At 75.6% G+C, this 20,126-nt stretch carries 9 protein-coding genes; 2 read left to right on the top strand and 7 right to left on the bottom strand.

From position 1 onward, the window contains the following. The 5 genes from ACFP3R_RS25750 to ACFP3R_RS25730 all read right to left on the bottom strand — a co-directional run bounded on the left by ACFP3R_RS25750 (position 1) and on the right by ACFP3R_RS25730 (position 11,463). Positions 1-672: a DUF6875 domain-containing protein gene (locus tag ACFP3R_RS25750; RefSeq protein ID WP_380639166.1), complete on the bottom strand. Its 672-nt coding sequence runs from the start codon at positions 670-672 to the stop codon at positions 1-3. Further along, a complete protein-coding gene (locus ACFP3R_RS25745) occupies positions 672-2,075 on the bottom strand; it encodes an FAD-dependent oxidoreductase (protein WP_380639164.1) in 1,404 nt (467 codons plus the stop codon). Before ACFP3R_RS25745 ends, ACFP3R_RS25750 begins: the two co-directional genes overlap by 1 nt. After that, positions 2,072-5,284, bottom strand: coding sequence for an amino acid adenylation domain-containing protein (locus ACFP3R_RS25740; protein ID WP_380639162.1), 3,213 nt, complete (start codon positions 5,282-5,284; stop codon positions 2,072-2,074). The genes ACFP3R_RS25745 and ACFP3R_RS25740 overlap by 4 nt, the downstream gene beginning before the upstream one ends. Continuing rightward, positions 5,281-11,106, bottom strand: a complete 5,826-nt coding sequence (locus ACFP3R_RS25735) for an amino acid adenylation domain-containing protein (RefSeq protein WP_380639160.1) — start codon at positions 11,104-11,106, stop codon at positions 5,281-5,283. Before ACFP3R_RS25735 ends, ACFP3R_RS25740 begins: the two co-directional genes overlap by 4 nt. Before the next feature lie 141 nt (positions 11,107-11,247). Continuing rightward, positions 11,248-11,463 (bottom strand): MbtH family protein, encoded by a 216-nt coding sequence (locus tag ACFP3R_RS25730; RefSeq protein WP_380639158.1) that lies wholly within the window; start codon positions 11,461-11,463, stop codon positions 11,248-11,250. Positions 11,464-11,791: 328 nt separating this feature from the next. Here ACFP3R_RS25730 and ACFP3R_RS25725 point away from each other — a divergent pair, with 328 nt between their 5' ends. Together ACFP3R_RS25725 and ACFP3R_RS25720 are read left to right on the top strand one after the other, a co-directional pair. Further along, positions 11,792-15,490, top strand: a complete 3,699-nt coding sequence (locus tag ACFP3R_RS25725; protein WP_380639155.1) for a wHTH domain-containing protein — start codon at positions 11,792-11,794, stop codon at positions 15,488-15,490. A 58-nt stretch (positions 15,491-15,548) separates the two neighbouring features. Continuing rightward, positions 15,549-18,569 carry an AfsR/SARP family transcriptional regulator gene (locus ACFP3R_RS25720; protein WP_380639153.1) on the top strand — a complete coding sequence of 1,007 codons (3,021 nt, stop codon included), beginning with the start codon at positions 15,549-15,551 and terminating at the stop codon, positions 18,567-18,569. Positions 18,570-18,673: 104 nt separating this feature from the next. Here ACFP3R_RS25720 and ACFP3R_RS25715 read toward each other — a convergent pair whose 3' ends face one another. Next, complete coding sequence (locus tag ACFP3R_RS25715; protein WP_380639151.1) at positions 18,674-19,231, bottom strand: RICIN domain-containing protein; 558 nt, start codon at positions 19,229-19,231, stop codon at positions 18,674-18,676. A gap of 83 nt (positions 19,232-19,314) precedes the next feature. Further along, the gene (locus ACFP3R_RS25710) at positions 19,315-20,109 is read right to left on the bottom strand and encodes an SDR family NAD(P)-dependent oxidoreductase (RefSeq protein ID WP_380639149.1); all 795 of its coding nucleotides are present in this window, start codon (positions 20,107-20,109) and stop codon (positions 19,315-19,317) included. Positions 20,110-20,126: the final 17 nt, after the last annotated feature.

Genomic DNA, 20,126 nt, shown 5'->3' with positions numbered 1-20,126 from the left:
TCAGCTCCCGGAGGTGGTGAGTCGGGCGGCCGCGGCCTGCACGTGCTCGCGCAGGTGCGCGGGCACGCGGTCGCCGAACCGCTGGAGGTAGGCGGCGACGGTGCTGTCGTCGTCGCGCAGGAACGGGAAGTCGGTCGGCACCATGTGCCGGACCGCCAGCAGCGGCACCGGGCTGTGCAGCGGCCGGAACGCCGGGTTCCACAGGCCGGCCTTCTCCGGCGGGCCGGGGTGGAACTCGCCCAGCATCAGCCCGTCCCGGGTGTACTCGGGCTTGAGCTCCTGCTGGGCCCGGTCGACCACCCCGAAGTCGGTCAGGTCCGGGAACAGCACCAGGATCGTCTTGAACTGCGCGGTGGGCCCGGTCCGGGGCTCCAGCTCGGTGAACCAGTCCCGGTAGTGCAGCAGCAGGGCGGCCAGCTCGTCGGGGTCGCCGGGGCTGCCGGGGTGCACCGACAGGTAGAACAGGCCCCGCTGGAGCGAGGTGTCGGTGAACGGGCACACCGCGCCCCGCCTGCCCAGGTCGGGGTGCGGGCCGCACAGGTAGTCGTGGGCCCACCGGAACACGGTGCGCAGCCGGGCCTCGTGCGCCGCGACCTCCAGGGGCAGGGTGGGCGCGGCGAAGTCCGAGGGCTCCACCAGCGGGTGGGCCCGGTGCTCGGGGTGGATCAGCATCAGCTCGCCCGCCTCCCGCCGCGGGTACGTCGGGTCAGCCCCGCCAGCGCCGCGCCGGTGAGCGCGGCGGCGATCCCGCCGAGCAGGCGGTCCTGCTTCCGGGCCCGGTCCAGCGCCTCGCCGTAGGGGACGGTGGTGTGCGCGATGAGCGTGTAGAGCGGCACCCACGCGTCGGGGAACAGCCGGTGCAGCGCCAGGTCCACCCTCTTGCGGACCAGGAACAGCGGCGAACGCAGCTTGTCGCGCAGCTCCACGAAGTTGCGCTTGGACAGCTCCGCGAGCACGTCGGTGTGCGGCCGGCGGGCCGCCTCGAACGCGGCCAGCGCGCCCGGCAGGTCGTCCGGGTGCCCGGCCAGGCAGCGGTCGAGCACCGAGCAGTCCTCGAACGCGGCGTTCATGCCCTGCCCGAAGAACGGGTAGACCGCGTGCGCCGCGTCCCCGATCAGCACCACGCCGCGGCCCTCGTCGGTGGTGGTGTGCCACGGCGCGGTGCGCACGGTGACCAGGCTCGCCGCCTCGTGGTCGAGGAACTGCTCGACCACGTCGGGGACCAGGGTGAGCGTGTCGGGGAAGCGGCGGGCGAAGAACTCCCGCACCCGCGCGGGCTCGGTGAGCCCGGCGAACCCGTGCTCGCCCGCGAACGGCAGGAACACCGTCGCGGTCAGCGAGCCGTCGGCGTTGGGGTGCGCCACGATCAGGCCGTCGTCGCCGGGCCACACGTGCAGCGCGCGCAGCTCGGTGCGCGGCCGCCCGTCGTCGCCGACCGGGATCAGCAGCTCCTTGTAGCCCCACTCCAGGAACTCCTGGTGCAGGTCCACCCGCAGGCCCCGGCCCAGGTGGGCGCGCACCGCGGAGAACGCGCCGTCCGCGCCGACCACGAGGTCCGCGGTGTGCACCTCCTCGCCGTGCGGCCCGGCGGTGGTGACCGCGGGCTTGGCCCGGTCCACGGCGGTGACCCGGTGGCCCCAGTCGAACCCCACGCCCAGCCGCTCGGCCTCGTCGACCAGCGCCACGTTGAGGTCGTGGCGCAGCACGGAGTGCAGGATCTGGTCCTCGGCCAGGCCGTAGGGCTGGAAGCGCAGCCCGTCGGGCAGGTGCACGACGCGGCCGCGCATCGGCACGGTGAGCGGGGCCAGCCGCTCCAGCAGGCCCACCTCCCGCAGCGCCACGATGCCGCGCTGCGAGAGACCCAGGTTGATCGAGCGGCCCTCCTCGCGGACGCCGGGCGTGCGCGGGTCGCCGCGCCGCTCCAGCACCCGGACCCGGAAGCCGCGCCGGGCCAGGTAGACCGCCGTCAGCGAGCCGGCCAGGCCCGCGCCGACGACCAGCGCGTGCCGGTCCGGGGCGTGCCCGTCCGGGGTCCGCCGACCGGGGCTTGACCCGTTCGGGGTGCGCCGGTTCACGTCAGGTCCCCGTCGTCGCCGAAGTCGTCGTCGAGCGTGCCCAGCAGGCGGTCGATCTCGTCGTCGGACAGGTCGTCGAGCTGGTCGATCAGCGGCACGGGGCCGCGCACCGCGGTCCGGGCGCCGCCGAGGCCGCCGCACAGCCCGGCGATCGTGGGCGCGGCGAACAGCGTGGCCAGCGGCAGGTCCGCGTCGAACGCGGCGCGGACCCGGGCGAGCATCTGGGTGGCGGTCAGCGAGTGGCCGCCCAGGGCGAAGAAGTTGTCGTGCACGCCCAGCGGGGCCTCCGCGGGCACCGACAGCACCTCGCGCCAGATCTGCGCCATGCGCCGCTCGGCGTCGTCGCGCGGCTCGACCCGCTCGACGTCCTCGGTGGTCCACACCGGGGCGGGCAGCGCGTCCCGGTCGATCTTCCCGGTCCCGGTGCGCGGCAGCGCGTCGAGCACCACGACGGTGGCCGGGAGCATGTACTCGGGCAGGTTCGCGGCCAGGTGCGGCCGCACCCGCCGGCGCAGCTCGTCCTCGGGCAGCGCCGGGTCGGCGGGCACCGCGTAGGCGACCAGCCGCACGTCCGCCGCGTGCGCGGACCACGCCACCACCACGGCCTGGGCCACGTCCTCGTGCGCCCGCAGCACCGCCTCGACCTCGCCGGGCTCGATGCGGTAGCCGCGGATCTTGAGCTGCCGGTCGGCGCGGCCCAGGAACTCCAGCCGCCCGTCGGCGTGCCGCCGGACCAGGTCGCCCGAGGCGTAGAGCCGCCCGCCCGGGACGGCGCCGAACGGGTCGGGCCGGAACCGCTCGGCGGTCTGGGCGGGCAGGCCGTGGTAGCCGCGCGCCACGCCCGCGCCGCCGATGTGCAGCTCGCCGATGACGCCCGGCGGCACCGGACGCATCAGCGGGTCCAGCACGTGCAGCGAGGTGCCCGGCACCGCGGGGCCCAGCCGCACCGGGGCCGGGGCGTGCGCCACGACGCCGGCCGCCGAGTACACCGTGGTCTCGGTGGGCCCGTAGCCGTCGACGAGCACCGCGCCGTCGTGCTGGAGGTCGTCGGCCAGGTCGCGGGTCATCGCCTCGCCGCCGCTGATCCGCAGCCGCACGTGCGCGGGCACCCCGCCCGCCGCCACGACCATGCGCCAGCTGGCGGGCCCGCCCTGCACGACGGTCGCCCGCGTCTCCGCGAGGCGCTCGCGCAGCAGCGCGCCGTCGGCCACGTCGTCGGCGGGCAGCACCACCAGCGTCGCCCCGGCGACCAGCGGGGCGAGCATCTCCACCGTGGACACGTCGAACGCGGGCGTGGTGATGGACGCGAGCCGGTCCGCCGGGCCCAGCCCGGTCAGCTCGACCATGGCGCGCAGCAGCGCGTGCAGGCCGCCCTGGGTGCACCGCACGCCCTTGGGCCTGCCGGTGGAGCCGGAGGTGTGGATGACGTAGGCCAGGCTGCCGGGGTGCTGCGGCGCGGCGGCCGGCGGGGTGTCCGGGTGGGCGGCCGGGTCGGCGGTGTCGAGGTCGACCTCGGTCCACGCACCGGCCAGCGGGCCGGTGACCGCGCGGGCCGCCCCGTCGGTGACCAGCACGGTCACCCCGGAGCCCTCGGCCATCGCGGTGAGCCGCGCGGCGGGCCACGACGGGTCAAGCGGCAGGTAGCCCGCGCCCGCCTTCCAGGCGGCGAGGATGCCGGTCACCATCGCCGGGCCCCGGTCCAGGCACAGCGCCACCGGCTGGTCCGGTTCGACGCCCGCCGCCAGCAGCGCGTGCGCCAGCCGGTTCGCCGCCCGGTCCAGCTCGCCCCGGGTCAGCGCGCCCTCGACGGCCACCCCGTCCGGGTCCTGCGCGAGCGCGGCGAGCACCAGCTCGGCCGCCGTCCCCGCGGGCACCTCCGCGGCGTGCTCGCCGAAGTCGCCGTCGGTGAGGGGCAGCTCCGCGACCAGGTCGGCGGGCCGGGCGCGCACGGCGGCGGCGAACACCGCGTGCAGGGCCTCGACCGACGCCACCCCGAACAGCTCGGCGTCGTACTGCCAGCGCGCGAACCACCGGTCGCCGGCCCGCTCGACGGTCAGCGACAGGTCGAACTTCGCGCCGCCGTTGTGCACCGCCCCGGGTCGGAGGGTGACCGGTCCGGCCTGCCGCGCGGGCGGCTCCGGCTCGACCGCGAACAGCACCTGCACCAGGGGCGCGTGCGCCAGCGTCCGCTGCGGCGCGACCAGGTCCACCAGCTGCTCGAACGGCAGGTCCTGGTGCGCCAGCGCGGCCACGGTCGCCGCCTCGGCCGCCGCGACGACCTCGCCGAACGTGGTGCCCGGCGTGAACGTCGCGCGCAGCGGCAGGGTGTTGGCCACGAAGCCCACCAGGCCCTCGGTCTCCGGCCGGGTGCGGGCCGCGACCGGCGTGGCGACCAGGAAGTCCGCCTGCCCGGTGACCCGGTGCAGCACGCACTGGAACACCGCCAGCAGCCGGGCGAACGACCCGTCCTCGACCTCCAGCCCCACCCGCAGCTCCCCGCCGCGCCCGGTCGGCACGGCGGGCCGCGCGGAGTCGGTGGGCAGCACCAGCACGGTCGGCACGCCCTCCAGCGCCCGCCGCCAGTGCTCGGCGTCGGCGGCGAACGCGCCGCCGTCCGCCTGCTCCCGCTGCCACACCGCGTAGTCCGGGTACTGCACGGGCAGCTCGGGCAGGTCGGCGGGCGGACCGCCCACCTCGGCCGCGTAGAGCGCCGCCAGCTCGTCGAACAGCACCGCGCACGACCAGCCGTCGGCGATCGAGTGGTGCAGCACGAGCACCAGCACGTCCTCGCCGACGGGGTTGCCACCCGGGTTGCCACCACCGGGGTCGCCGTCCACCAGGGTGGCGCGCAGCAGCGGCCCGTCGTGCAGCGCGAACGGCCGCCGCACCTCCTCGCGCACCGCCGCCTCGACGTCCTCGGCCCGCACCCGCCGCAGCGGCACGGTCAGCGAGGCCGGCACGACCTGCACCGGCACGCCGTCCTCGGCGGCGAACCTGGTGCGCAGCGCCTCGTGCCGCGCGACCAGCAGGTTCAGCGCCCGCTCCAGCGCGCCGCGGTCCAGCGGGCCGTCGATCCCGACCCGCCAGCCGATGTTGTAGACGGGGCTCGCGGGCAGCAGCTGGTCCACCAGCCACAGCCTGCGCTGGCCCGACGAGGCCGGGAACAGGAACACCTCGTCCGCCCGACCCTCCGGTATCACCGCGCTCACCGCGGCCCTCCTTCTGCTCCGGCGTTCACCGCTGTGCTCCCCTTCTCCGGCCGGCCGCGCCGGTCCACCGCCACGACCCGGAACTCCGCGGTGTGCCGCGCGCCGTGCACGTCGGTCAGCCACAGCTGGTCCGGGCCGGGCAGCATCTCGCCGATCCCCATCGGGGACCCCGGCTTCTCGCGGTCGAGCGCGCGCACCGCGTGCGCGAACAGCTCGACCGAGGGTTGGCTCTCCAGGTCCACGTAGAACGGTTTGTGCTCCACCGGGCTCTTGACGAACACGAACCTCGGCAGGCCGTGCTCCCGGCGCCACGCCTGCGCCCGCAGGTACCGCGTCGGCTCGTCGGCGGCGGAGGCGAACCCGCACTTCGAGGTCGGCAGCCGCCAACCCTCGCGGGCCACCACGAGCCGGTCCAGGCTCACCCGCGGGGTGTGCTCCCCGGCGGGCAGCAGCCGGAAGTGCTGCACCAGCTGGGCCATCACCTGCTCGTTGAGCAGCTCGACGAGGTCCAGGTCCACCCCGCCGTCGCGACTGCGGGCCAGCAGCCGGCCGCCGACCTCGACCACGTCGCACGCGCCGACCGGCACCGCGCCGCGCAGGCCGGGCCCGCAGGCGTCGTGGCCGAACACGATCTTCAGGTCCTCGGGCAGCACCAGGGCGTCCGCGAGGCGCTGCGGCGTGCCGCCCTCCTCGCGGGTGGTGGCCAGCACGACCCGCGGCCCGTTCATGTCCCGCCGCATCGCCTCGCGCAGCTGCCCGGGATCGGGGTGCTGGGAGACGAACAGGGCCGAGCGCATGGTGTTCACGCCCGGGTGCACCTCGCCCAGCACCCAGCGGTAGTCGCCGTCCCGGATGGCCTGCTCGTCGCGGGCGGAGATGAGCACGTCCGGGCTGTGCTGGACGGCGCCGCGCCAGCCGGGGCGCGGCGCGGCGAACGCCTTGAGCACCGCCTCCCGCACGTCGGCGACGCGGTGGTGGACGTCGCGGGCACCCGGCTCGTGGCCGCCCAGCGCCGTCGCCCAGCGGTCCTGCAACGCCCGGACCAGGCGGCTGATCAGCCGTTCGTCGAGCCGGAAGATGGTGTCGTTGGCCCACAGCCAGAAGTCCGCGAGGTTCACGTGGTCGTCGCCGGTGGCGGCGACGCGCTGCCGGTAGACCTCGCGCAGCGCCCGCCCGTACAGCGCCGCCCCGGCCGAGGTGAACCAGCGCGCCGCCTCCAGCACCAGCGACAGCGGCGACCACAGCGTCTCCAGCAGCGCGGGGGACAGGGTGACGTCGAGGTCGCGGCGGCACTCCTCGTGCACCACGGTGCGCCCGGCGTAGAACAGCCCGGGTCGGCGCACCGCGGCGGCGCCGGTGACGGCGGTGAACCGCTCGTGCAGGTCCTCGACCGCCCGCACCAGCCGGTCCGGGTCGCCCACGGCGTCGCGCACGGCGTCACGACCGGCCTCGATCCCGGCGAGCTGCCGCTCGGCGCCGGCCCGCGCCGCGTCGTCGCCGATGGCCGCGACCTGCTCCCGCAGCGACTCCTCGGGCACCAGCGCCTCCGGCGGCACCTCCAGCGTCCAGGCGATGCGCTTGGCCAGGCGCAACCGCTCCAGGACCGCCAGCACCTCCTCGACCGGCAGCCCGAGGCGCTCGGCGATCCCCCCGGCCCGGGTCAGCCCGTCGCACGCGGCCAGCACCGCGGCCTCCACCGGGGGCAGCCGCACCGCCCCGGTCATCGGCACGCGCAGCACCTCGCCCTCGACGTGCACGAACGGCATCCGCCTCGGCACCGCCCAGGGCCGCACCGCGTCCGTGGTCAGCGCCTCGGCCACCTGCTGCACGGCCCAGTTCTCCAGGTAGACCGTGCGCGCGGCGATCAGGTCGGGCCCGGGTCGCGCGGTGATCGCGGCCGGGGCGTCGTCCTCGACGCGCGCCCACCCCACGGGCCCGAAGAAGCCGATGGTGTCGTTCTTCGCGCAGTACCGCTGGAGGTAGCTGACGACGGTGTGCTCCCAGCGGCGGTAGTCCACGTTGCGCGCGGCGGACCGGTCGCCGGACAGCGCCCGGTGCAGCGCGTCCACCGCGGTCTGCAACGCCCGGGGGTTCTGCCAGGCGACGGCCTCGCGGAACCTCGGGTCACCGCTGACCCCGCGCAGCACCTCGGCCGCGGCCCGGCGGCCCTCCTCGAACCGGTCGGCGTACGCGGCCACCAGCTCCTCGTGCCGGGCGGCCGCCTCGACCGCCGCGACCAGCGCCGCGTCCACCCCGGACCGCGGCAGCACCAGCTGCACCTCGGCGGTGCCGGTGACGGTGGGGACGGCGGTGGGCGTCGACGGCGCCTCCGCGACCGCGCCCAGGCCGACCACCTCGGGCACCGCGGCGAGCGCCGCCCGCGCCTCCTCGAACCGGCCCTTGCGCACCAGCCGCCCGATGCGCCGCAGCGCCGACCGCTGCTCGCCCCGCGCCCGGTCCTCGACCTCGCGCAGCACCCGGAACGCCGACCACCTGGCCTCGCCCAGGGCGTCCTCGGCGGCCAGCGCCTCCTCCGCCGCGCGCGCAGCGCCCGGACTGGCCACCGCCAGCAGCGGTTCGATGCCGAAACCCGTGCCGCGCAGCTCGACCCACCGCCACGCCGCCCAGTCGCCGCCACCGGCGGGCACCACCAGGTGGTCGGCCACGGGCCGCTCGACGGGGCGCGTCGCGGGCACCCGGTACGCCGAGCGGTCCCGGCGCGTGATGCCGGCCGACGGCCCCGGGCCGGCCGGCACGGTCGCGTCGAGCACCGCCGCGCACGCGGTCAGCGTCCGCGCCCGGTGCAGCCGCGCCACCGGCACCTCCACGCCGAACTCCTCCCGCACCCGGAAGGCCAGCCGCACGGCCAGCAGCGAGTTGCCGCCGACGGCGAAGAAGTCGTCCTCGGCCCACACCTCCGGCACGTCCAGCAGCTGCCGCCACAGCCGCGCCAACCGCTGCTGGGTGGCCGTCGCCGGAGGTGTCCGGTCCGCGCCCCGCGCGCCCGGCGCGCGGACCGAACGCAGCGCCGCCCGGTCCACCTTGCCGCTGCGGTTGAGCGGCAGCTCCGGCAGCGGCACGTACCGCGCCGGGCACAGGTAGGCGGGCAGCCGTTCCGCGACGTGCGCCCGCACCCGGTCCACGTCCAGCGGACCGGCGGGCACCACATAGGCGACCAGGTGCCGGGCGTCCCCGTCGCCGACCGGCAGCACGGCCGCCGCGCCGATCCCGGGGTGCTCCCGCAGCACCGCCTCCACCTCGGCCGGCTCGACCAGGAACCCGCGCACCTTCACCTGCTGGTCCGCGCGGCCCAGGAACTCCAGCACGCCGTCCGGCCGCCACCGCGCCAGGTCGCCGGTCCGGTACAGCCGTCCACCGGGCCGTTCGGCGAACGGGTCGGGCACGAACTTCGCCGCGGTCGCCGCGGGCGCGGCCCAGTAGCCGCGCGCCACCCCGTCGCCGCCGGTGTACAGCTCGCCGGTCACCCCGACCGGCACCGGCCGCATGTCCTCGTCCAGGACGTGCGCGGTGCTGGACTGCACCGGCGCGCCGATCGGCACGGTCGCGCCGACCTGGTCGGCGGAGGTCATCACGTGGCAGGAGGTGAAGGTGGTGTTCTCCGTCGGCCCGTACCCGTTGACCACCGGCTTGCCGCCGCGGGCCCGCAGCGCCGCGCGCACCGCGTCGGGCGCGAGCACGTCGCCGCCGGCCAGCAGCTGCCCGACGTCCGCGAGCAGGGCCGGGTCCAGCGCGTGGAACAGCCCGGCGGTCAACCACAGCACGCTCACCCGGTGGGTGCGCAGCAGGTCGCTCAGCACGGCCGGCTCGACCGGGCCCTCCGGCGCGGCCACCACCCGGCCCCCGGTCAGCAGCGCGCCCCACACCTCCAGCGTGGTCAGGTCGAACGCGGTCGCCGACAGGTGCAGGAAGGTCTCACCGGGGCCGAACCGCGCGAACGACGGCCGGGTCACCAGCCGCACCACACCCCGGTGCGGCACCGCGACGCCCTTGGGCCTGCCGGTGGAACCGGAGGTGTAGTTGACGTAGGCGACGCCCAGCGGGTGCGCCGGGACCGCGTCGAACACCGGGGACCGCGCGCCGAGGTCCACCTCGGACAGCACCACGCCGGCCACCCCGGCGGGCAGCGGTCGCGGCCGGTCGGTCACCACCAGCGGCGTGCCCGACTCCCGCAGCGCGACCTCGTCCCGCGCCGCCGGGTTGGCCGGGTCCAGCGGCAGGTACGCCGCGCCGGTCTTGAGCACCGCGAGCATCGCGGTGACCAGCTCCGCGCCGCGCGGCAGCGCCAACCCGACCGGCCGGTCCGCCGCGGCGCCGCGCTCGACCAGCACGTGCGCCAACCGGTTCGACCGCTCGTCCAGCTCCGCGTAGCTCAGCCACCGCTCGCCGTCGAACACCGCGTCCGCCTCGGGCCGCACCCACACCTGCTCGGCGAACAGCGCCGGCACGGTCGCGCCCTCGTCCAGGTCGATCCCGGTGTCGTTCCACCCGCGCAGCAGGTGGGCCCGCTCGTCACCGCGCGGCTCGGTCAGCTCCCGCACGGCCCGGCCCGGGTCCTCGGCCATGCCCGCGAGCAGGTCGCGCACCCGAGCCGGCAGTGCGTCGGCCGCCCAGTCGGGGAAGCGGCCGGTGTCGTGGATGAGCTGGAGGCTCAGGCGCGGTTCGGCGAAGGCGTACAGGGTCATGGCGTAGCCCGGGGTGCGCAGGATGCGCACGTGCCTGCCCGGCGGCGAGGCGGGCCGCGCGGCCAGCACGGTGTTGATTTCCTGGTGCTCGAACAGCACCAGGCTGCTCATCAGCGCCGCGTCGTTGCCGGCGGCGCGCTGGATGTCCGGCAGCGGGCACAGCTGGTGGTCCCGCGCCGCGACCGAGCGCTCCCGCACCGACCGCAGCCAGTCGGCCACCGACGCGTCCCGGTCGACCGGCAGCCGCAGCGGCACGGTGGCCAGCAGCAGGCCCAGCATGTCCCGCGCGCCCTCGGCGGTGCCGTGCCGGGCGGCCCGGGTCACGCCGAACACCGCCTCGTCGCGGCGGGCGTGCACGGCCAGCAGCAGTCCCCACGCGGCGAGCACGACGGTGTTCACCGTGACGCCCGCGCCGTCGGCCAGCGCGCGCACCGCCCGCGTCTCCGCGTCGGTCAGGTCGGCGCCCGCCGTGGCCATCACCGGCGTGCCCGGCCCGGCGTGCTCCAGCGGCAGCGGCCCGGGTTCGGGCAGCCCGGCCAGCTCCGTCGCCCAGAACCGCTCCTCGGCGGTGCGGGCGGACGCGGGCCGGGCGTCGTACCAGCGGGCGTAGTCGGCGAAGTCCGGGCGCTCCGGGAACCCCACCGCCCGGCCCGCGCGGCGAGCCGCGTAGTCGTCGTCGACCTCGCCCAGCAGCATGGCCAGCGACCGCCCGTCGAGGATCGCGTGGTGGAAGGTCGCCACCACCACGTTCCCGGGCAGCGCCACCACCCGCAGCGGCGGCCCCGACACCGGGTCGACCCCCGCGCGCCGGTCGGCGGCCAGGAACGCGTCGAGGTCGGTTCCCGACCCGTCGACCCGCACCGGCACGTCCTCGGCGGGACCGGCCCACTGCTCCAGTTCCCCGTCGGCGCGCCAGGCGAACCGGGTGCGCAACACCGGGTGGCGTTCCACCGCCGCCCGCCACGCCGAGAGGTAGGCGTCGGTGTCGAGGCCGTTCGGCCAGTGCTGCACGCACTGGATCACATCTGTCCCGGCCGACGGGTCCCGCAGCCCGGCCGCGATCATCCCGCTCTGCAACGGCAGGGCGGGCGCGAGCCGCGCCAACGATTCCGTGTACACCGATACCTCCCCGGCTGATGTGTTTCCCGCGCACGCCGGAAGGGGCCACCGGGAAATCCCGGCAGCCGAATCCGCGCCCGGCGGCATGAGCCCCGTTCGCGTGTGCGGGGGTGAATTCCTAGAGGGTGTTCGCGAGCGCCGTCAGCCGGACTGGGCGGCGAGGTGCTCGCGGACGCTGCGCGGACGCATGTCGGTCCAGACCTGGTCGATGTGGTCCAGGCACTCGTCCCGGGGGCCCCTCTTGCCCTCGGCTCGCCATCCCAGCGGGAGGTCCCGGTCGGCGAACCAGATCGAGTACTGGTCTTCGTCGTTGACGACGACGAGGAATTCTCGGTAATCGGTTTTGTCGGTACTCATGGTGGTACTCCTGCCCTTGGCGGAAGTGGGCGGGTTGGTGTGGGGAGCAACGCTACGCGTCCAAGGATGCCCTATGAAATCCTCTGAACGGTCGAACCGGCCATAGGGGATGACCCGCGTGGGTTATCAATAGTTCCTATAGTTCGTCGCGGGGCGTGTCCGAGTGGTTACTGTTCTCTTTGCCGTGCCCGCCGGGAAACTTTTGCAACCGATGGTGTCGGCCGAAAGTACCCGCTTTCGCTGGGCCATACAGATCGGCTGAATCGATTTCTGCCGTCTCTGCGGTTGGCCGTGCACGCACCGTCACGCGGGCGCTAGGGTCGCCGCCGTGCGCGGTGGTGACGAGGTCCACAACGAGATCAGCGGTGTGGTGGGGGACGGGTCCGTGGTCCAGGCTCACTCCATCGGCTCGGTCAACTACTTCCGGTCACCGCCGGTGCCGGTCGAGCCCACCGACCCGTGGATGCTGGCGGTCGCGAGGTCGGCGGTGTGGGAGCACGTGCGGGTGCCGGGCGAGACGCGCGACCGGGCGGTGGAGGTGGCGGGCCGGTTGGCCGCGCTGCGCCCCGAGGCCGGCTCGGACCCCTGGTACGACGCCGGTCTGGCGGAGCGCTTCGCCAAGCGCGTCGGCTGGCTGCTCAGGCACCGGCTCCGGGACGCCCTGGTGCTCGACCCGGCCGAAGCCGCGCTGCTGGCCCTCGTGCCGCTGCTGCACCAGGTGCTGTGGGACCGGGCTGCCGCCGCTTCGGTGATCGTCGACCCGACGAACCTCGGGCAGGCCGGAGCGCCGGACGGCGACCGGGCCTCCTACGAGAAGCACCTCCGCGACCACCCGCGCCTGGTCGAACGCGCCCTGCAACCCGAGCTGCCCGACCGCCCCGACGCGCGGGCGGACATCGGGTGGTGGCTGTTCCACCGCTGGGTCGCGCAGCGGGCCGAGGTCGTCAAGCGCAAGGCCGTCGGGGACCTGCTCGCCGAGGTCGACCCGGGCCCGCTGCGCGAGGTGCTGGACGTGGACCGCGTCCGGGAACTGCTCTACGGCCTGCGCCTGGAGCCCCAGGCGCTGTGCGATCCCGAACGCCTGGGCGGGTTCGCGCCCCACGACACCCTCTACGGCGGCGAACCCGACGAGCAACGGGTCAGGGTCCCGCTGCTGGGCCTGCTGCTCGGCGTCGCCCACGCGGCCACCACCCCGGTCGTGGACCTCTCCGACACGGTGGTCCGGCACCTCGGCATCCCGGCCCCGGTGGACCTGGCGCACCTGCACGACACGCTGGCGACGGCGACGTGGGAGACGCAGGCGGACGGCTTGGTGCTCAAGGCCGCCTGCCGGCACGCGGCCGTGATCGAGGCGCTGCGGGAGCAGGCGGCCCGCATGGACACCCTCCTGCACGCGGTCCGGCGCGCGGCGGAGAAGCACGGCGGCCTGGAGGTCCTGGGCCGGTTACCGGTCCGGGCGTCGGCCGACCAGGTCGTGGCCGCCCGCGACCCGGACGGCGCGCCCGAGTTCAGCGGCTGGAGCCGGTTCACCCTCGACGAGCAGCGCGTGCGCGAACTGCTGATGGGGGAGCAGCTCTACCGCGACCGCGACCTGGCGATCCGCGAGCTGTACCAGAACGCCCTGGACGCCTGCCGCTACCGGCGAGCGCGGGAGCAGTACGTCGAGCGCACCACCGACCGCCGCTCCTCCTGGGAGGGGCGCGTCACCTTCACCCAGGGGGTCGACGAGCACGGACGGGCCTACCTCGACTGCGTCGACAACGGTGTGGGCATGGGGGAGGCGGAGCTCCAGGGCGTCTTCTCCCGCGCGGGCGTCCGCTTCGCGGACCTCACCGGGTTCCGCGACGAGCTGGCGGACTGGCGCGCCGTCGATCCCCCGGTCGAGCTGTACCCCAACAGCCGGTTCGGCATCGGGGTGCTCAGCTACTTCATGCTGGCCGACGAGATCACCGTGACCACGTGCCGCGCGGCGCGGGACGGCACCCGTCCCGGTCGGACCCTGCGGGCCACCATCTCCGGGCCCGGCCACCTGTTCCAGATCCACCAGATAGCGGAGCGCGGCAAGCCGGGCACGGTCGTCCGGCTCTACCTCCGCCCCGGCGTCACGACCTCCTGCGTGCAGGTGCTGCGCCGGGTGCTGGGCATCGCCGAGTTCCACACCACCGCCCGGCACGGGCCGGAGCACGAGGAGTGGGAACCGGGTGTGTTCCGCTCCCGGAAGAGATCCGCGTGGAAGTCGGAGGGGCTGAACGCCCACGGGATGCTCGTCCCGGCCGTCGGCGGGCAGGTCGTCTGGTGCGAGCACGGCGGGGCCGTCCTGGTCGACGGCCTGCACGCCGAACCCGAGCACCTGCACGGCGTCCTCGCCGCTCCCAACTCCGACCGGACGTTCACGGGTGCGGTGGTGAACCTGACCGGCGACCTCGCCCCCCGGCTGTCCGTGGACCGGACGAAGATCGTCGACGACGTGGCGGACCGCGTCGAAGGTCTCCTGGTCCGGGGGATCGGGGAACTGGACGCCTCCGCGCTCCCGTCCCTGGAGTGGGTCAGCGAGGTGGCCTGGGCCACGCCCCGGTTGGCGGACCTGGTCGTCGCCCTGGGCACCTCCACCCGGAGGACCGCGAGCTTCCCCCCGGACGCGAACCTCGTCGGCGAGACCCGGCGCTGGCCGGCATTCATCCCCGAGTCGGTGCCGAACCTGCTGCGACCGGGGCGGGGCGACGACTTGGCCGACCCCATCTACCTGTGGCGCCTGGTGGCGAACCGTCCGAACCGGATCCTCGACACCTTCACCGGCCTGGTCCCCGAGCTGGCCCGCGTCGGCCCGGTCCTGCCTGCCTTGCCGTCCGACAGCGCGCTGCTCGCCGTCGTCACGGAGCACTCGTTCGCGTGGCGCAGACCCGACTGGCCCTTCACCCCGCACATGGTCTTGACGACGGCCCAGAAGACCGGGGCCACACCGCGGGAGATTGCCCGGCGGGTCGTCGCGCTGAACATCGGTTGTCCGGAGACTGACCGGTTCCCCGACAGCCGGGTGCCCGACCCCGTCGACATCCTGTTGCTTATGAACTCGACCGGCAGCCTGTTCGCCCACGGGAGGCACTCGAACCGCGCCTCCTTCGGCCAAGTCCTGCACGGGCACTTCCAGCTGGGTCTGACGCTCCCGGAAGTGCGGCGGCGGCTGGTGCGCTACGGGTTCGACGTCGGGTCGGTCGACCGCCTCCCGCCGTCGGTGGAGGAGTCGGACCTGCCGTTGTTGAGCAGGATTCCGGACGACGTCAGCTGGAAGTGGTTCTCGGAGGACGTTCCTGTTCCCCCGTCGCACCTGGTGGTGGCCGGGCAGGTGTTGGACCTCCCCGTCGAGGCGGTGCGCGAGCGGTTGGCGCGCTACGGGTGCGTCGTACTGGACGGGCCGGTTCCCCGCGACCACGCCGATCTCGTGCTGCTCAGCCGGAACCTCGACGCGATGAGCCCCTGGCTGCACCCGGACGTGCCGGTGCCCCCGGGGCACCTGGTGCAGGCGGCGTCGCGACTGGACATGTCGCTGGAGGAGGTGGTCGGGAGGTTCGCCGGTCACGGCTTCGCCTGCCGGGCTCCGGCCGTGCGGCGACCGACCAAGGACGACGAGCTGCTGTTGTCGCGGGACCTCGACGGGGACGCGCCGTGGCTGGAGGTGGGTCGACCGGTGCCGCCGTACCACGTCGGGCTGTTCTGCCGGTTGCGCGGAACCTCCCAGGAGGGGGCCGTGCGCCGGTTGCGCGCCTACGGCCTGGAAGTGGCGGTCGGCGACCCGGTGCCCGACCTGAGCGGGGAACAGCTGCGGTTGCTGTCGGTGAACTTCGACGGCGAGGACCCGTGGCTGGGCCGCGATGAGCCCGTCACCCTCGCCCACCTGGTCGAGGCGGCGGCGAAGTTCTCGACGACCGTCACCGAGGTGGTCGACCACCTGCGCCGCCTCGGGGTGAACGCACCCGACCCGGCCACCGCGATCCGCGCCGCGATCCCGCGGATCCCCCTGGCCCGATGACCCGCGAACCACCGATCCCACCCCCAACCCACCGTGTACGGTGCCCCGGGGGTGAGAGGTGGTCGACTTCGGGATCCTGGGCCCGTTCGAGGACGGGCGGCCCCGGGACGCGGCGCCGCTGAGCGGCAGGCAACGCCTGGTGCTGGCGGTCCTGCTGGTCAACGCGGGCCACCCGGTATCGGCCTCACGGCTGGTCGACCTGCTGTGGTCCGACCCGCCCGGCACGGCCAAGGCCCAGCTGCACAACGCGGTGAGCGCGGTGCGCGCCGCCTACGGAGCCGTCGCCGCCGACCTCGTCACCACCCGCCCCGCCGGCTACGTGCTGGACCTCGACGGGCACCGGTTGGACCTGGTGGAGTTCCGCGCGCTGGTGACCGAGGCGCGGGACGCCACCGCACGGGGCGACGACGACCGGGCGGTCACCGCGCTGACCGGGGCGCTGGAGCTGTGGCGCGGACCCGCGCTCGCCGACGTGCCGGGGGACTGGGCCTCCGCGCTGGGTCGGTCCCTGGGCGAGGAGAAGACCGGGGCGGCCCAGGCGCGCCTGGAGGCGATGCTCGCGCTCGGGCGGTTCGACGCGGTGGTGCGGGACGTCGCCGCCGCGCTCGCCGAGGACCCCTACCGCGAGCGGCTGCACGAGGTCCACCTGCTCGCCCTGGCCTCCGCGGGCCGCAAGGCCGACGCGCTGGCGGCCTACCGCGAGACCTTCCGCCGGTTCGTCGACGAGCTGGGCATCGAGCCCGGCCGGGCCCTGCGGGACGTGGAGGGGCGGGTGCTGCGGGACGAGGTGCCCGTAGCGGTCAGCCCCGCCGTGCGCGCGCCGCGCCAGCTGCCGCCCCGGGCCGCGCGGCTGACCGGCCGGGACGCCCTCGTCGCGGGGATCGCCGACTCGCTGCGGCGAACGGCGGGCGCGCCGCCGTCGACCGCGCCCCCGGACGCGCCGCCCGTCGCGGTGCTCGTCGGACCCGGCGGCGTCGGCAAGACCGCGCTCGCCGTCGCCGTCGGCCACGCCGTCTCCGGGCTGTTCCCGGACGGGCAGGTCTTCGTCGACCTGCGCGGCGCGCACCCCGACCCCGCCGACCCGCACACCGTCACCGGCAACGTCCTGCGCGCGCTCGGCGTCGACGGGACGACCCTGCCCGCGGACCGCGCCGAGCGCACCGCGATGTACCGCAGCCACCTCGCGGACCGGGCGGTGCTGCTGGTCCTGGACGACGCGGCGAGCGAGGAGCAGGTCCGGCCGCTGCTGCCCGGCACCGGGCGGTCCGCCACGGCGGTGACCTCGCGCCGGCAGCTCGGGGCGCTGCTGGGCGCGGCGCGGTACCCGGTGCCGCTGCTCGACCGGGACGACGCCCTCGCGCTGCTGACGCGCGTCGCCGGCGAGGAACGCGCCGCCGCCGAGCCGGACGCGGCGCGCGAGGTGGTGCGGCTCTGCGGGAACCTGCCGCTGGCCGTGTGCATCGCGGCGGCCCGGCTCGCCATCAACCCGCACTGGACCTTCGAGGAGTTCCGCGAGCGGCTGGCCGACGAGCGCGCCCGCCTGGACGAACTCGTCGTCGGTGACCTGGACGTCCGGGCCGGCATCGCGCTCGGCTACCGCGCCCTCACCCCCGGCGCGCGGCGGCTGCTGCGCGGGCTCGGGCTGGTGACGGCCCCGGACTGGCCGCGGTGGGTGGCCGAGGAGCTGATCGGGGAACCCCTGCGCGGGCTGCTGGACCAGCTCACCGAGGCGCACCTGGTCGACACCACCGGCAAGGACGCCGTCGGCCAGGTCCGCTACCGGCTGCACGACCTGGTGGCCGACTTCGCCCGGGAACGGGCGGCGGAGGAGGACGACGCGGGGTCGCGCGACCAGGCGGTGACCAGGGTGGTGTCGGGCTGGCTCGCGCTGGCGGCCACCGCCGACGGGCTCCTCCCGCACGGCACCCGCTACTCGGCCGGCCTCCCCGTGCCGCGGCCGCCGCGCGCCGCGCCGCGGATCGCCGGGGACCTCGCCGCCGAGTGGTTCGAGGCCGAGCGGCACGGCGTCGGGGCGGCGGTCGACGAGGCCCTGCGGCTGGGGCGGGCGGACCTCGCCGCCCGGCTGGCGCTGCACACGTCGGGCTTCCTCACCCTGCGCGCGCACGACCACCAGCGCGAGGACCTGTTCCGCCGGGTGGTCGCCCGGGTCCGGGGGCAAGGGCTGGAGCCGCTGCTCGCCCGGCTGCTGCCCGCGTTCTACGAGGCGCTCAGCCGGCTCGACCGGCTCGCCGAGCTGCCCGCCCTCGCGGCCGAGCACCTGGAGCTGGCCAGGGCGCTGGACGACCTGGACGCGGAGGTGACGGCCCTGTGGCAGGCCGGCCGCGCGGCGCGGTGGCTGGGCCGGTCCGCCGAGGCGCTGCACTGGCTGGAGCGGGCCGAGCGGCGGTCGCGGGAACCGGGGGTCGACCCGTTCCTGGTGGCCAGCGCCCTGGCCGGGCTCGCCAACGCCCACCTCGACGCCGGGCGCCCGGAGCGGGCGCTGCCGTTCCTGGAGGAGGCGGTGGCGCTGGCGCGCAAGTCCGGCAGGTCCCGGGAGGTGACGCTCAAGCTGCACAACCACGCCACCGCCCTGGCCGAGCTGGACCGGCTGGCCGAGGCCGACGAGGTGCTGGCCGAGATGCTCGACATCACCGAGGAGATCGGCGACGACACGGGCACCGCGTACGCGCGGGCGGTGTCGGCGCGGGTGGCCCTCCGCCGGGGCGACCCGACCGCGGCGGTCGCGCACGCCGAGGCCGCCGCGCGCGCCGGGGAGCTGCTGCACAACGACCACCTGCTCGCGGAGGCCGAGCGCCTGCGCGGTGACCTGCACGCGGCGCGGGGGCGGTGGCGGGAGGCGGTCCCGCCGCTGGTCGGGTCGCTGGAGCTGTGGCGGCGGATCGACATGCCGGTGGAGGTGGCGCGCACGCTCGCCCGGCTGCACGTCGTCCACGACGCGCTCGGCGAGACCGGGACCGGCGCGCGCTACCGCGAGGAGTGCCGGCGGGCGCTGGAGAACCTGGCCCTGGACGTGGACGGCCTGGGGCTCCCGCCGCACCTGGCCGCCCGCTGCCGGTGACCGGCGCTGGGGCCCGGTCTCCCGGCACCGGGCGCGGACCCCTCGCGCCGCGCCCGGCGAGGTCGGTGCGGGATCGCGGTCCCGCACCGACGACCGCGATCGGGTCAGTACAGGCGCCACTTCTGCGCCGCGCTGTCCCCGCAGCCCCACTGGATGATCTTGACCCCGGGGGAGGTCCACCCGGCGTAGACCGACAGGCACTGGTTCGTCTTGACGTTCCGCAGGCGCGACGCCTTGTCCCACGCCCACATCTGGTCGCTGTTGCCGGAGCACTCGAACTGCGCGACCGCCGCGCCCTCGGTGGTGGAGCCGCCCGGCACGCCGAGGCACAGGGGCCGGTCGCTGAAGAAGCTCTCGTAGGGCGACAGGCCGATCACCGGGTTGCCGTAGCCGTCGGTGTACCAGTCCAGGATGACGAACTGCTTGGCCGCGGTGTCGGGTTCGCAGTCGAACTGCGTGGCCTGCACGCCGATGGTCCGGGAACCACCCGGGATCGACAGGCACAGCCCGCTGTTGTCGTTCCGGAACCGGAACCCGGCGTCGGACTGGTCGCCGGCCCGGTCGGGGGCCGCGGTCGCGGTGGCCGTCGCACCCGTGACCGCCAGGACGACCGCGGCGAGGGCCGCCGCGCAGGACCGCAGGAACTGGACTCGACTCGGCATGGTTCTCCTCCGCGCTGTTCTGAAGACGCCGAGATCGTCCGCCGAGCCCCTAACAACCCGCTAACCGCGCGACCCGGTGCGCCCTACGGCACGATCGAGTCCACGTACCCGCCGTCCACCCGCACCGCCGCCCCGGTGGTCGCCGACGCCTGTGGCGAGGCCAGGTACACGCACAGGTTCGCGATCTCCTCCGGCTCGATCAACCGCCCCAGCAGCGACTGCGGCCGGTGCAGGCGCATGAACTCCCGCTGCGCCTCCTCCCACGGCACCGACCGGTCCACCAGCTCGTACACGAAGTCCTCGACCCCGCCCGTGTGGGTGGGCCCGGCGAGCACGCAGTTCACCGTCACCCCGCTGCCCGCCGCCTCCTTGGCGAACCCGCGCGACACCCCCAGCAGCGCCGTCTTCGACACGCCGTAGTGGATCATCTCCGCCGGGATCACCACGGCCGAGTCGCTGGCGATGTACTGCACCCGCCCCCAGCCGCGCTCCCGCATCCCCGGCAGGTACGTCCTGGTCAGCCGCACGGCCGCCAGCACGTTCACCTCGAAGTACCGCCGCCACTCGTCGTCGGTGATGTCGAGGGCCGGGCGCGAGCCGAAGATGCCCACGTTGTTGACCAGCACGTCCACCACCGGCAGCGCGTCGAACAGGGCCGACGCGCCCTCGGCGGTCGACACGTCACCGGGCGCGGCCACCACGTCGGCCCCCGGCACGGCCTCGCGCAGCCGCGCCACCGCCTCCTCCACCGCGTCCGGCCTGCGCCCGTTGACCGCCGTCCGCGCGCCGGCCCGCGCCAGGCCCACCGCGATGGCTTCGCCGATGCCCTGCGTCGACCCGGTGACCAGTGCCGTCCTGCCGCTCAGATCAAGGTGCACGCCACCATGATCGCGCA

This window comes from Saccharothrix lopnurensis, assembly GCF_042658445.1.
GTDB classification, from domain to species: Bacteria; Actinomycetota; Actinomycetes; order Mycobacteriales; family Pseudonocardiaceae; genus Actinosynnema; species Actinosynnema lopnurensis.
This window is presented reverse-complemented; position numbering and strand designations above follow the sequence as displayed.